General features: G+C 74.9%; 11 protein-coding genes. 2 read left to right on the forward strand and 9 right to left on the reverse strand.

Features of this window, described 5'->3' with window-relative positions:
• Positions 1-90: 90 nt before the first annotated feature.
• Complete coding sequence (locus I847_RS21390) at positions 91-1,077, forward strand: UDP-glucuronic acid decarboxylase family protein (RefSeq protein WP_051274363.1); 987 nt, start codon at positions 91-93, stop codon at positions 1,075-1,077.
• Here the strand turns inward: I847_RS21390 and I847_RS0101560 are convergent.
• Genes I847_RS0101560 through I847_RS0101595 form a run of 8 tightly spaced genes read right to left on the reverse strand, consistent with a single transcriptional unit; the run spans position 1,069 to position 11,111 of the window.
• A complete protein-coding gene (locus I847_RS0101560; RefSeq protein WP_231384032.1) occupies positions 1,069-1,992 on the reverse strand; it encodes a glycosyltransferase family 9 protein in 924 nt (307 codons plus the stop codon). The two genes, I847_RS21390 and I847_RS0101560, sit on opposite strands and share 9 nt — an antisense overlap.
• Positions 1,989-2,717: an SDR family oxidoreductase gene (locus I847_RS0101565; protein WP_051274364.1), complete on the reverse strand. Its 729-nt coding sequence runs from the start codon at positions 2,715-2,717 to the stop codon at positions 1,989-1,991. Before I847_RS0101565 ends, I847_RS0101560 begins: the two co-directional genes overlap by 4 nt.
• Complete coding sequence (locus tag I847_RS21395; protein ID WP_051274365.1) at positions 2,714-4,711, reverse strand: PfkB family carbohydrate kinase; 1,998 nt, start codon at positions 4,709-4,711, stop codon at positions 2,714-2,716. The genes I847_RS0101565 and I847_RS21395 overlap by 4 nt, the downstream gene beginning before the upstream one ends.
• The gene (locus I847_RS0101575) at positions 4,708-5,928 is read right to left on the reverse strand and encodes a glycosyltransferase (RefSeq protein WP_028048275.1); all 1,221 of its coding nucleotides are present in this window, start codon (positions 5,926-5,928) and stop codon (positions 4,708-4,710) included. The genes I847_RS21395 and I847_RS0101575 overlap by 4 nt, the downstream gene beginning before the upstream one ends.
• Complete coding sequence (locus I847_RS0101580; protein ID WP_028048276.1) at positions 5,925-6,881, reverse strand: glycosyltransferase; 957 nt, start codon at positions 6,879-6,881, stop codon at positions 5,925-5,927. Before I847_RS0101580 ends, I847_RS0101575 begins: the two co-directional genes overlap by 4 nt.
• On the reverse strand, positions 6,878-7,906 hold the full coding sequence (locus I847_RS0101585; protein WP_028048277.1) for a glycosyltransferase family 9 protein: 1,029 nt from the start codon (positions 7,904-7,906) through the stop codon (positions 6,878-6,880). Before I847_RS0101585 ends, I847_RS0101580 begins: the two co-directional genes overlap by 4 nt.
• Entirely contained in the window at positions 7,903-9,420 is a 1,518-nt protein-coding gene (locus I847_RS0101590; protein WP_196804446.1) for an HAD-IIIA family hydrolase, read from the reverse strand. The genes I847_RS0101585 and I847_RS0101590 overlap by 4 nt, the downstream gene beginning before the upstream one ends.
• Before the next feature lie 20 nt (positions 9,421-9,440).
• On the reverse strand, positions 9,441-11,111 hold the full coding sequence (locus I847_RS0101595; RefSeq protein WP_231384033.1) for a carbamoyltransferase C-terminal domain-containing protein: 1,671 nt from the start codon (positions 11,109-11,111) through the stop codon (positions 9,441-9,443).
• 138 nt (positions 11,112-11,249) lie between these two features.
• Between I847_RS0101595 and I847_RS0101600 the strand changes: the two genes are divergently transcribed.
• Positions 11,250-12,731: an aldehyde dehydrogenase gene (locus I847_RS0101600; RefSeq protein WP_231384034.1), complete on the forward strand. Its 1,482-nt coding sequence runs from the start codon at positions 11,250-11,252 to the stop codon at positions 12,729-12,731.
• On the opposite strand, the gene I847_RS21400 is transcribed toward I847_RS0101600, so the two are convergent.
• A complete protein-coding gene (locus tag I847_RS21400) occupies positions 12,688-13,470 on the reverse strand; it encodes an alpha/beta fold hydrolase (RefSeq protein WP_196804447.1) in 783 nt (260 codons plus the stop codon). The two genes, I847_RS0101600 and I847_RS21400, sit on opposite strands and share 44 nt — an antisense overlap.
• Between the last annotated feature and the right edge of the window lie 171 nt (positions 13,471-13,641).

Below are 13,641 nucleotides of genomic sequence, written 5' to 3' on the forward strand. Positions count from 1 at the left end.
CGCGCCGGGGACGGTAGGACTGTCGTGGAGGGAACCAGCCGGCGAAGACGGGGCCGACGACGCGGACCACCCGACGAGGGGACGCACCCCATGCGTACCGTCCTTGCCCGACCCGACGCCGCAGACCCGACGACGGGGCGCGTCGTCGTCACCGGTGGTGCCGGCTTCCTGGGCAGCCACCTGTGCACCGCGCTGCTCGAGCGCGGCGCCGAGGTCGTCTGCCTCGACAGCTTCCTGACCGGGTCGCCGGCGAACGTCGCGCACCTCATGGACCGGCGTGCCTTCCGGCTGGCCCGGTGCGACGTCACCGACTTCGTGCACGTGCCCGGACCGGTGGATCTCGTGCTGCACTTCGCCTCACCCGCGTCACCCGTCGACTATCTGCAGCTGCCGATCGAGACGTTGAAGGTGGGCTCGATCGGGACGAGCCACGCGCTGGGGCTGGCGAAGGAGAAGGGCGCGCGCTTCATCCTGGCCTCGACCTCGGAGGTCTACGGCGATCCGCAGGTGCACCCGCAGACCGAGGACTACTGGGGGCACGTCAACCCCGTCGGTCCCCGCGGCGTGTACGACGAGGCCAAGCGGTTCGGCGAGGCGATCACGACCGCCTACCGGTCGACGCATGGTGTGGACACCGGGATCGTCCGGATCTTCAACACGTACGGTCCCCGGATGAGGCCGCACGACGGCCGTGCGATCCCGACGTTCATCCGCCAGGCACTGGCCGGCGAACCGGTCACGGTGGCCGGTGACGGCAGCCAGACCCGGTCGGTCTGCTACGTCGACGACCTGGTCCGCGGCATCCTCGCGCTCGCCGCGCACGGGCACAGCGGGCCGATGAACATCGGGAACCCGACGGAGCTGACGGTCCGGCAGATCGCGGAGGACGTCCTGGCCGCAACCGGGTCCCGCGCCGGGATCACGTTCATCGACCGGCCCGTCGACGACCCCGAGGTCCGCCGTCCCGACACGTCCCTGGCGGCCCGCGAGCTGGGCTGGTCGCCCGAGGTGCCGTGGGAAGAGGGGCTGGACCGCACCGTGCGCTGGTTCCGGCAGGCGTCGAGCGTCTCAGCCTGACCGCTCGAGAAGGTCGGTCGCCGCTGCGCCGACCTCCTCCACGCTGATGCGCTCGAGTGCGGGGTCGATGACCGAGCCGTGCGGGTCGCCCGGCGTGGCCTCGTCGCCGTGCCACAGGACCGTGTGCAGGGCGTCGTCGATCGCCGGTCCCCACAGCCGCGGGGACGTCGGCCCGAACAGCAGGACCGACGGGGTCCCGATCGCCGTCGCCAGGTGGGCGACTCCGGTGTCGCCGCAGACCAGGAGCCGGGCGCTTGCCACCAGGTCGGCGAGCTGTGGCAGGGAGGTCGGCCCCGCCACCTGGACCTGCGGACCGGCGAGACCTCGGACGTGCTGGCACAGCCGGGCTTCGTCCGGACCGCCGGTGAGGACGACGGTTACGCCGCGGCCGACGAGATCCCGCGCGAGGGCCGCCCAGCGCTCGGGCGGCCATCGCCGCGCCGCGGAGGCCGCGCCGGGGTGCAGCAGCACCTCACGGGACCGCGGCCTCGCGGGGATCTCCAGGCGCAGGTCGTCCCGGCCGCAGGCTCCGCCGGCAGAGCTGACCAGCCGGCACCAGCGGTCCACCTCGTGCTCGTCGGACCGCCACGGCGGGCCGGCCGCGGTGAAGCCCACGAGACGGGCCGGAGCGGTGGCACGCAGGAGCTCGTGGCTCTGCGGCCCCCGGCCGTGCAGGTTGACCGCGACGTGCCCTGGTCGCGCCCACCTGAGCGGAGCGTCGAGACCGTGCGTGTCGCAGACGTCGTCGACGAGACCCAGGTCGCGCAGCCAGGAGCCCACGGCCTGCGGCGCCGCGAGGGTCACCCGCCGCCCCGGCCACGCCCGTCGGACGCCACGCAGCGCCGGGATGCCCGTGAGCGCGTCGCCGAGGCCGAGCGCCCGGAGCACCAGGACGTCCCCGGGACCGGAGATCACGGCCAGGAGCTCTCCCCGGACGACATGACGAGCATCTCGCGGATCTCGCTGCCCACCGGCTGCGTCAGCGCGGTCAGGACGGCGCCCGCCGTGGCGGCCGGGTCGTTGAGCTGGGCATCCGGCCCCGGCCGGTACTGCTCGCTGCGACCGTCGAAGAACGGCGTCTGCATGCCGCCGGGCACGAGCAGCGTCACGCCGACGCGTCCCGCCAGCTCGGCGGCGAGCGCCTGCGTGAACCCTCGGACGGCGAACTTCGACGCACAGTAGGCGGTGGCGTCGCTGACCCCGCGAAGGGCCAGCGTCGACGCGACCGTCACCACGGTCCCGTGCGTCTGCTCGAGGTACGGCAGGCAGGCGCGCACCACGGCGACCGTGCCGAACAGGTTGACGCGCACCACGTGCTCCCACGTCTCGGTGTCGATCTGGTCGAGCGGTCCGCACGCGTCGATGCCGGCCGCCGTCACGAGCCCGCTCGGTGCGCCGACCTGGTCGACGAGCTCCTCCACCGCCCGTGCGGTGGCGACGGAGTCCGACAGGTCGACCAGCGCGTGGGCGACGCCGTCCCGAGGCGTGACACGGTCAAGGACGGCCGGTGTACCGCCGGCCGCGGCCACGGCATCGACGACGGCTGCGCCCAAGCCGCTCGCGCCGCCGGTGACGATCACGGTGCCCACGTCGCGCGGCGACGCCCCGATCGGCGGGATGGTGCTGAGCGTGCTGGTCATGCGACCTCCTCGGGCTGGGGCGTCCGAACCTGTGCCGTCCGCTCGATGATGGACGTGGTGGACCGACCGTCCAGGAAGGGCAGCAGCACGACGCGCCCGCCGCCCGCGCGCACGACGTCGGTCTCGGGCAGCGCCTGACCCCCGTAGTCGCCGCCCTTGGCCCAGACGTCGGGCTGCAGGGCGGCCAGGACCTGCCGGGGATCGTCCTCGTCGAACACGACGACGGCGTCGACGCAGTCGAGCGCCTGCAGCACCCGCGCGCGATCAGCCGCACCGACCACCGGCCGGCCCGGACCCTTGAGCCGGTGGACGGAGTCGTCCGAGTTGATGAGCACGACGAGGGCGTCGCCGAGCCGGCGTGCGGCCTGGAGCGTGGCCACGTGCCCGGCGTGCACGATGTCGAAGCAGCCCCCGGTCGCGACGAGGGTGCGTCCGCCGACGCGCAGACGCGCGGCCAGCCCTGCGAGGTCCTCGTCGGGAGCCGGCTCGGACACGGCGCCCGGCGTCGTGCACCGGCGCGTCCGGAACGCCTCCGCGCCGCCCGAGGCCACCCAGGCCGTCGCATCGGCGACGGCAGCACCGACCGCCATCGTCGGCAGGCGTCCGAGGGCGAGGGACACCACCACGGAGGCGGCGAACCGGTCGCCTGCACCGCACGCGTCGCCCCCTCGGGCAGGGGCGGCCGGGACGAAGGTCGGCTCGGTCCCGGTGGCGAGGAACGCCCCACGGTCGCCGGCAGTCACGGCGACGGCGCGGACACCCCACGCCTCGCGCAGCGCCCGGGCGACCTCGTCCGGTGGGGCTGTCCCGTCGGGCGCCGACGTGCGGGCCTCGGCCAGGTTGGGGGTGACCAGACCGGCGCCGGGAACCGGGGGACCACCGCGCGGATGCGGGTCCCACACGACCGGACAGCGCTGGGCGACCTCCGTGAGCAGGGCTCGGAGGCGGACGTCCCGGGTCACGCCCGCGCCGTAGTCGGAGACGAGGACGGCGTCGGCGTCGGCGAGGGCGGAGCGCACGACGTCCTCGGGCACGGTCGTCGGGGTGCCCGGACCGCCGTCGTCGATGCGCACGATCGAGTGCCCGTCGCTGCGGACCCGCACCTTGCGCCGCGTCGAGCCCTCGTGACCCAGCGGGACGAGGTCGAGCGTGGCGCGCAGCTCGCGCGACAGTGCCCGACCGTCGGCGTCCCGCGCGACCGGCGCCACGAGGGTGACCCGCGCGCCGCTCTCGCTGCACAGGAGAGCGGCCAGCCCGGCTCCGCCGGGGGAGTCGCGCACGGCCGTCACGTCGAGCACCGGGGCCGGGGCGTCCGGGCAGAGGCGGTCGGTGCTGCCGAAGACGTCGCGGTCGAGGAGCAGGTCGCCGACGACCACGACGTGCGGACGGTCGTCAGCAGGAGCCTCGGGCTCCGAGTTGTCGAGCCGTTCGAGGTGCGCGTCCACGGCCGCGCAGAGCGCGTGCACCAGCACGAGGTGCCCGGCCTGGACCGCGGCGGTGGACACCGCGGGCACGCACACCGCTGCGTCGCAGGCGTCCGCGAGCGGGTTCGGGGCCGCCCCGGTGAGTGCCCATACCTGCATCCCCAGCGAGCGCCCACGGGCCGCCGCCGCCAGGACGTTCGGGCTGCGACCCGACGTCGAGAGCAGGACGAGGACGTCGCCGGACCGGCCGTGCGCCTCGACCTGTCGGGCGAACATCTCGTCGGCGCCGTAGTCGTTGACGATCGCCGTCAGGCTCGAGCTCTCGGCGCACAGCGCGATCGCCGAGTACGGCCGGCGCTCGGCGACGAACCGACCGACCAGCTCGGCGGTGAGGTGCTGGGCCTCGGCGGCACTGCCGCCGTTCCCGGCCGCGAGCAGTCGCCCGCCGGCGACGAGCCGCTCGGCCAGCAGCCGTCCCCAGCCCTCGACGGTCTCCGCCTCGTCGCCGACCGCCGCGAGGGCGGACGTGAGCTCCGTCAGGTGCTCGTCCCACCACCGTCCCGGCGTCATCGCGCTGCCGCCTCGGTGAGCACCGCCCCGCGGACCATCGCCTGGTAGACCACCTCGGTCTGCGCGGCGATCCGGTCCCAGCCGTAGCGGGCGACGGCGCGCCGCCGCGCCGCCGCTCCGAGGACCGCGCGTCGTTCGGGGTGGCCGAGCAGGTCCCGCAGGGCGGAGGCGAGAGCGGCCGGGTCGCGGGGCGGCACGAGCAGTCCCGTCCTGCCGTCCTGGACGGTGTCGACCAGACCGCCGACGGCCGAGCCGACGACCGGCACGCCGCAGGCGGCGGCCTCGACCGGCACGATGCCGAACGGCTCGTACCACGGTGTCGCGACGACGGCGTCCGCGGATCCGACGAGGGCGGGCAGGTCGTCGTGGTCGACGCGCCCCACGAGGTGGACGCGGTCGTCGACACCATCGGCCTTGGCGACCTCGAGGAGGCGACGTGCCTCGTCGTCGGCGGAGAGCAGGTCGGCCGACGGACCACCCGCCACGACGAGCTCGGTGTCGGGCAGGTCGGCCAGCGCGTGGAGGACGGTCTCGATCCCCTTGCGCTCGACGAGCCGGCCGACGCACACCAACCGGTACCGCGCGCGCCGGGGCGGCTCGACGACGCCGCCGCACCCCGGCCGGAAGCGTTCGATGTCCACACCGCACGGCACCACGCGGATCCGCTCCGCCGGGACACCGAGGCGGACCAGCTCGGTGACCTCGTCGGAGCACGTCGCGACGACCACGTCGACGCGACGACCGATCGAGGCCTCGGCGGCGACCCGTCCGGGGGGACTGGTATCGCTGGACCCTTGGTGGCGGCGCTTCACCGAGCCGAGCGCATGGAACGTCTGGGCGACGGGCACGCCGGTGAGCGCGGCGGCGCGCAGGCTGGCCAGCCCGGACATCCAGAAGTGCGCGTGGGCGACGTCGGTCGCTCGGGTGCTCCACCAGTCGGCCAGCACGTCGCCGAACGCGTCCATGTAGGGGAGGAGCTCGTCCTTGGCGATCGTCCGGGCCGGCCCCGCGGCCACGTGCACCACCGTGACCCCCGCGGCGAGCTCGACGCACTCCGGCAGGTCCGGGTCGTCCCGACGGGTATAGACGTCGACCTCGTGGCCGGCGCGTGCCAGCGCCGTGCTCAGGGCAGCCACATGGACGTTCTGGCCGCCCGCGTCGACACCGCCGAGCGTCGCCAGCGGGCTCGCGTGTTCGGACACCATCGCGATCCTCATCGCGTCACCTCCTTGAGCACGGACTGCCAGTCGGACAGGAACCGGTCGAGACCGAAGACGCGCAGCGCGTGCTCGCGTGCTGCGCGCCCGTGCTCGAGCGCGTCCTGCGGGTCGTGCAGCCAGCGACGGGCTGCCTCGACAAGTCGGTCGGGTCGGGCGCTGACGACGCCGGCCTCGGGTGGTACGGCGTACGGGGCGGCCGTCGTGGCCACCGCCAGGACCGGCAGGCCGAGGGTCATCGCCTCGATCAGCGACAGGCCGAGGCTGGTCCACCGATAGGGGTGCAGGTACGCCCGGGCCTGCGGCAGCGCGGTGTGGAGCTCGTGCTGCGGCAGGTCGTGCAGGTGGCCGCCCAGCTCCGGCCGGTGCTCGCGCAGGGCGTCGACCCCCATGCCGTAGACCTCGACCGGCACGCGGGACGCCACGTCGAGCAGCACGTCCGTGCCGGCCACGCGCCAACGCCGCACCGGTTCGTTGACGACCGCCGCGATGCGCGCGCGCTCCCCGGTGTAGCGGTAGCCGGTATCGGGGATGCCGTGGTCCACGACGGTCGTCGGTGCGCGACCGTTGTCCCACATCAGGGCGTTGAAGTCGCTGACGTGCGCGATCGGGACGTCGGACCGGTCGGCGAGCGGGTGCCGCGACGCCGCCGCGGGACCGGGCGGCGTGTTGTGCTCGACGTACACGGCCGGCAGGTCGGTGCCCGGCCGTCGACCGGTCCACCGCTCGACGAGGTCGAGCTCGACGGGACGCTGCAGGACCGCGACGTCCAGCTCCTCGTCGCGCAGCGCCGCCACCGGCACCTCTCGGGCAGACCGCGGCCAGTCCCAGGTGCGGGCGCGCCCCCGACCGTCCGGCGAGCGTGCGTCGTCGACCGGGATGACGTACTCGTCGGGACCCTGGACGAACGAGGTCATCCACGAGCCGTGCACGTGCCAGACGAGGATCCTCATACGACCGCCTCCCGCCGGACGCGCCCCGCGAGCCGGTCGACGGCTTCGACGACGGCCTCGGTCGGCACGGAACCGAGGCACGGGTGCCCGACGAGCGGGCAGAGCCTGGCCCGGGTGTCGGCGCACGCGGCGCCCTGGTCTCCCAGGACCACGTGCGGCACACCGAAGGGCGCCCACCGGTCGGCAGGTACGACGGGGGAGAACAGGGAGACGACCGGGGTGCCCACCGCGGCGGCGAGGTGCGCGGGCCCGGTGTTGCCGACCACGACCGCGGCCGCTCCGGCGAGGACGCCCGCGAGCTCCGCCAGGCTGGTCCGACCGCCCAGGTCGACGGCCGCCGGCGACTGTGCGACGCCCGCGGTGAGGCGGGTGTCCGTCGGTCCACCGGTGACGACGACCTCCCACCCGGCATCGCACAGGTCGCGGACGATCTGCCGCGCGTGAGCCGGCGAGGGCGCCCGCGCGGGCACGGACGCCGACGGGTGCACGACGACGTAGGGGCCGGGAGGCACGAGGGAGCGGACCTCAGGCAGCGGCCGACGCACCGCGAGACGACCGTCGTCGCCCGGGCGCAACCCGCCCCCGGCCGACTCCGCCAGCCGGAGTGCGGCGACGACCTCGTGCAGACCCTGCGGGCGAGGGTGCCGGACGTCGAGCAGGCTGCCGGGGTAGTCCTCGCTCGTCGCGACGACGAACGGCACGCCCGCGAGCCGCAGGACCAGGGCCGCCGGCAGGGGGCTCTGGTGGAACGAGGTGAACACGACGGCCCGGGCGTGCTGAGCGGCGCGCAGCCGGTCGACGAGCGCCTGCACGGCCACCGGATCGACCGGCGCAGGGGACAGGCCGCTCCACGGTGGGTCGAAGGTCCAGACCGAGCGGACGCCGGGCAGGAGGCTGCCGGCCTGCAGGCCGCCAGGGGAGACGAGGAGGTCCACCTCGCCGAGCCGACCCAGGGCCCGGATCGCCGGTCCCGTGAGCAGGACGTCACCGTCGGAGTCGAGGCGGACCGCCAGCACCCCGCTCATCGGGCACGCTCCGGACCGGGGACGAGCAGCGCGACGGCCTCGCGCAGGTCGGTCGCCACGAGCTCCGCGCACCGGATCTCCTCGGGTCGGGTCGCGGGCGTGGGTACGAGCACGGCCCGTGCACCGGCGGCGAGCGCGGCGCCCACGTCGTCACCGATGTCGCCGACGACGCCGACCTCCCACGGGGACAGCCCGAGCTCGTGCGCTGCCCGGAGCACCATCCCGGCCGCCGGCTTGCGGCACGGGCAGCACGACTCAGGCCCGTGCGGGCACACCTGCACGCTGGCGAAGGGGCCGACGAGCTCCGCCAGCCGGTCGTTCACGGCGTCGACCTGCGCCCTGCTGATCAGGCCCCGCGCCACCCCCGACTGGTTGGTGATGAGGCCGACGGCGACGCGTTCCCGACGCAGGTGGTCGAGGCACTCCTGCGCCCCGTCGACCGGCTCGACCCGATCGGGGTCACCGTTGTACGGCACGTCTGTGACGAGCGTCCCGTCGCGGTCGAACAGCACGGCCCGGACGGCGGGCCGCCAGGGCGCTGCTCCCCGGTGCGTGACGACGCCCCGGAGCCGGTGCGCGACCGCGGCGAACGGGATGAGGACGCTCGTCCACGCCATCCGACGCCACTCGGCCGGGGCCCCCGGCTCGCCCGGGTGCGGGCCGGGCAGGATGCGGCGCACCGCGAAGTCGGTGGTCAGGACCGTCCACGTCGCCAGTGCGACCGCAGCGGGGCGTCGCTTGCCTGCGAGCGCCAGGATCGTGCCGGTCGCCGACGCGACGACCGTCGCCACGTGCCACGGGAACCGTCCCCGTCCGGTCTCGGCCCGCTCGCGCCACCGGCGTCCGTGCAGCGCCCGCATCAGGGCGTCGTCCCGGGCCCCGGCCTGCACCCGGACGCTGACCCGGTCCTGCGCGGGACGGACAGGGTGGTGGGTGGTGCGCGAGCCCTTGACGAGGGTCCAGCCCGCGGCACGCAGCCGCAGCGCCAGGTCGGCGTCCTCGCGGTAGGCCCGCGGGAACCTCTCGTCGAACCCGTGGACCTCCTGCAGCGCAGTGCGCCGGAAGGCCATGTCCGCGGTCGCCCATCGCGCCCGCTCGAGCCCGGCCGTGCTCCGTTCCCAGTCGGTGGGCCGGCGGTCCTGGGGAAGCGGCACGTGCAGGCGCGCCTGCGTCGCGGCCACCTGCAGCTCCGCGTCGGCCGCGGTCAGGTCGTCGACGAACGCCCGAGCCCACCCGGGGGGAAGCACCACGTCGTCGTCGAGGAACGCGACCCAGCTCTGACTCGTCGCCCGCCACCCGGCGTTGCGGGCGGCCGCCGGGCCGCGCCCCCCGGTGCGCACGACGCGAGTCGGCCAGGGCAGCGCCGGCGGCACCAGCGGCCGGGTCGCCGTGAGCGGGCGGTCGTCGCAGATCACGACGGACGCGGGTCCCGGTGCGGTCGGCGACCAGTCCTGCCCCACGAGGCTCTCGAGCAGCACGTCGAGCGACGGTCGTCCCACCGTGGGGACGACCACCGACCAGGACGGTGCCGGCGTCACTGGCTCGGGCCCCGGAAGAGGTCGGCGCGCCGGACCAGGTGCGGGCCGAGCACGAGCAGGTCGACCGGTGCGGACCCGAACAGCTCGAGCGCGTCCCGTGGGTCGTCGACCATGGGCCGGCCGGCGGTGTTGAGGCTGGTGTTGATCACGACGGGCAGTCCGGTGCGGTCGCGGAACGCCTCGATGGCGGCACCCAGCCGGGGTAGCTGTACCGGGTCGACCGTCTGGATCCGGGCCGTCCCGTCGACGTGCACCGCGGCGGGGATGCGGTCGCGCCACTCAGGTGCCACCTGGTGCACGAACAGCATGTACGGGCTGGGCAGCGGACCGTCCGAGAAGATCTCCTCCGCGTGGTCGAGGAGCACCATCGGGGCGACCGGGCGGAACTGCTCGCGACCCTTGACGTCGTTGAGCCGCTCGAGGTTCTCGGCGTGACCGGGGTGGGCGAGCAGCGAACGGTGCCCGAGCGCGCGCGGCCCGAACTCGCTGCGCCCGTCGAACCAGGCGACGACCCCGTCCGCGGCGAGCACGTCCGCCACCTCGCCGGCGTGGTCCCGTGGCGTCGTGAACGGCACGGCCGCCGCGCGCAGCCACTGCGCGAGGGCCTCGTCGTCCCATGCCCGCCCCAACGCTGCGTCCGGCATCGGCCGCGGCGCGTCGCCGAGCTCGGCCGCGAGCTGCATGGCCGCGCCGAGCGAGGTGCCGGCATCGCCGGCAGCAGGCTGCACCCAGACCTCCTCGAACCCGCTGTCCCGCCAGATCCGCGAGTTGGCCACGCAGTTGAGCGCGACGCCGCCGGCCAGGGTCAGCACCCGGTCGCCCGTCCGGTCGTGCAGCCACCGCGCCAGCTCGACGAGGACCTCCTCGAGGCGCGCCTGGACGGAGCAGGCCAGGTCGGCGTGGCTCCCGCCCCACGTGCCGTCGTCCACCCGCCGGGGTGCCCACCGGTCCCAGTCGAGCGGCTCGGCGACGAATCCGCCGTCGCCGGTCGCGTAGACGAGCGGTCGCAGCTCGTCGAGGAAGGCCGGCGTGCCGTACGACGCGAGCGCCATGACCTTGTACTCGTCGCTCGACCTCAGGAAGCCGAGGTGCTCGGTCAGCGACTCGTACAGGAGCCCCAGCGAGTTCGGCAGCTCCTGGGTCGCCAGCACGTCGAGGCGACCGCCGGTGTACCGCCCGGCAAGGTGCGACGCGCGTTCGCCGCGACCGTCGAGCACGAGGACGCTGCTCTCGTCGAAGGGGGAGGCGAGCGCCGCCGAGGCTGCGTGCGCCACATGGTGCGGCACGTACCGCACGATCGACGGGTCGATCCCGGGAAGCGACGTGGCAAGGAACCCGGGGAAGCGTTCGGCGTACGTCGTGCGCAGGTAGTCCCAGGGGTCGTCGAGGCCCAGGTCCTCGGCGTTCTTGGCCAGGGCCGGGTCCCAGCTGTAGGCGACCGCGTGCAGGTCCTCCGGCTGCATCCCCGCCTGCGCCAGGCACCAGCGCATGGACAGCTCGGGAAGCTCCCACGCGGAGAACGGGACCGGTCGCTTGCCGTGCTTGCGCCGGCTGAACCGCTCCTCTTCCGCGGCGGCGACGACCTCGCCGTCGATGACGAGGGCGGCGGACGGGTCGTGGTAGATCGCGTTGATACCCAGGACGCGCATGAGTGGCAGACCAATCATCGGTGGTCCAGAGTCGTGCGTGTTCTGCACACGATGAGTGGTGCTCGGTTCTCGGCGCCTCTGCTGGCCACTGTGAAGCACTTCTCCGAGAGCCGCACTTCGAACCGCTTCTCCCCGACGGAAGATCGGAGCAGTCCCGTGCCCGCACCCTCAGCGCTCGACCGGACAGGCTCGGTCGCGACGAACCGGCTCGCCGTGCACTACGCCGCGGGCCGGACGTCGTCCGCACGCGGCACCCGCACCGTGCCGCGGCGCGACCCCGTGACGGGCCTGCCGGCGCTCGACGTCGTACCGGCGACGCCCGACGAGGTGGCGGAGGCCGTCGCGGCGGCCGACGGCGCCCGCCTGCAGTGGCGAAGGACACCCCCGGCCGCGCGAGCCACGGCGTTGCGGGACGCCGCCGCGGCCGTCCGGGCGGGCGCGGAGGAGCTCGGCGACGAGCTCTGCCGCGCGACCGGGCGCCTGCTGTCGCAGTCGGTCGAGTCGGCGCTCGTCGCGGCAGACCTCCTCGACGAGGCGGCGACGACGGGTCTGGGCGCCGGCGGCCGGGTGCTCGCCGGAGGCTGGTCGGCGCTCGATGTGGTCCGGCGGGAGCCGCACGGCGTCGTGGCCGTCATCACGCCCTGGAACGATCCGTACCCGGCAGCGGCCGGCCTCCTCGCGGCGGCGCTGATCACCGGCAACACCGTCGTGCACAAGCCGTCCGAGCGCAGTGCGGTTCCCGGCTGGAGGTTGGCCAGCCTGGTCGCCGCCCACCTGCCGAGCGGCGTCCTCAACGTCGTCAACGGGGACGCACCGACGGGTGAGGCCCTCGTCGCGGACGCTCGCGTGGCTCTGGTCGCGCAGGTCGGCAGCACGGCGACGGGCCGCAGGATCGCGTCCGTCGTGGGCGCCCGCGGCGCTCGGGTGATCCGGGAGAACGGCGGGAAGGACCCGCTGCTCGTCGACGACGGGGTGGACCCGGCCTGGGCGGCCCGTCAGATCGCGACCGGGGCGTTCACCAACACCGGCCAGCTGTGCACGTCGGTCGAGCGGGTCTACCTCCACGAGGCCGTCGCGGATGCCGTCCTCGCGGAGCTCGTGAGCATCTGCGCCACGTTCGAGGTCGGCGACCCGACCGAGAGCACGACGGAGCTGGGTCCGCTGGTCGACGACGAGCAGCTGGCCGTCGTGCAGCGGCACGTGGACCAGGCGGTCGCGGCGGGTGCACGGGTGCTGGCCGGTGGCCGGCGGCTCGACCGCGCCGGCTCCTTCTACCCGCCGACCGTCCTCGACGGGTGCACGCCGGAGATGGACGTGATGACAGAGGAGACCTTCGGACCCGTGGCCGCCGTGACCCGGGTGCCGGACTTCGACCGCGGTCTGGAGCTCGCCGGACGCGGACGGTACGGATTGGCGGCCACGGTCCTGACCCCCGACCTCGACCACGCCCTGCGCGCGGCGGACGAGCTCGAGGTGGGCACGGTGAAGGTCAACGCGGTGTTCGGGGGAGCCCCCGGCGGCTCAGCCGACCCCCGCCGGGACAGCGGCGCGGGTGCCGGGTACGGTCCGGACCTCCTGGACGCGATGACGGTGCTCAAGGCCGTGCACGTGGAGGCGTGCCCGCCGGTCGTCGGCTGAGCGGCGGGGACGCGCAGGACCGGCTCTCCACCAGCTCACCGATCGCCGCGGCCGTGCGCTGCGGATCGGTGTGCTGCACGAGGTGACGAGCCCCGGGCACCTCGACCAGGCGGCCGTTGCCGGCGGCCCCCGAGACCCTCGCTGCCCAGGCGCCGCGGGCGACCGGATCTCGTGACCCCCTCACCACCAGGACCGGGCACCGGACGTGACGAACCGCGTCGAGCAGCGGATAGGTGAGCATGGCCGGCAGCTCTGCGACGTACCAGCGTGGTCCGCACCGCAGGAAGTCGGCGAGCAGGAGTGCGTTCCCCGAGACCGGCTCGCGCACGGCATCCCGGCACAGGTCGCGCGCCTGGGTGAGCGCCGTCGCGCGGTCCGGGTCGGTGACAGGGCCCAGGAGGACCACGTGGCTGACGAGCTCCGGCCGGACCAGGGCCAGCGCGACCGCGACCTGGACGCCCATCGAGTGGCCCACCACCACGGCCCGCCGGCCCCCGAGGTCGTCCAGGCGGTCGCCCAGAGCGCTGGCCAGCTGCTCGATCGACAGGGCTCTGCGCGGCCGGGGCGACCCGCCGAAGCCGGGCAGGTCGACGGCGTGCGTGTCCCCGCGACCCGCCAGCTCGTGCTGCAACCGGCGGAAGTAGCGGTGCGAGGCGCCGATGCCGTGGACGAGCACGAACACCGGCGGCTCGTGGTGCGGGCCGACGTGCTGCAGGGTGTGCACCCTGACGTGGTTCACGGGCGGATCCGTTCCCTTCAGGAGTCGGGGCGCCTGCTCCACCCTCGTCGAGCATGGCCGACGGGAACGGCGTTGCGCGAGCGCGCCCTCGTCGTCACCGCGACCGCGTGCGGCCCGACGCGACGTGGCGCACGATGGCGACGCGGGTGAAGCAGGCGACCGCGACCAGCG

This window comes from Cellulomonas sp. URHD0024 (genome assembly GCF_000426185.1).
GTDB lineage: Bacteria > Actinomycetota > Actinomycetes > Actinomycetales > Cellulomonadaceae > Cellulomonas.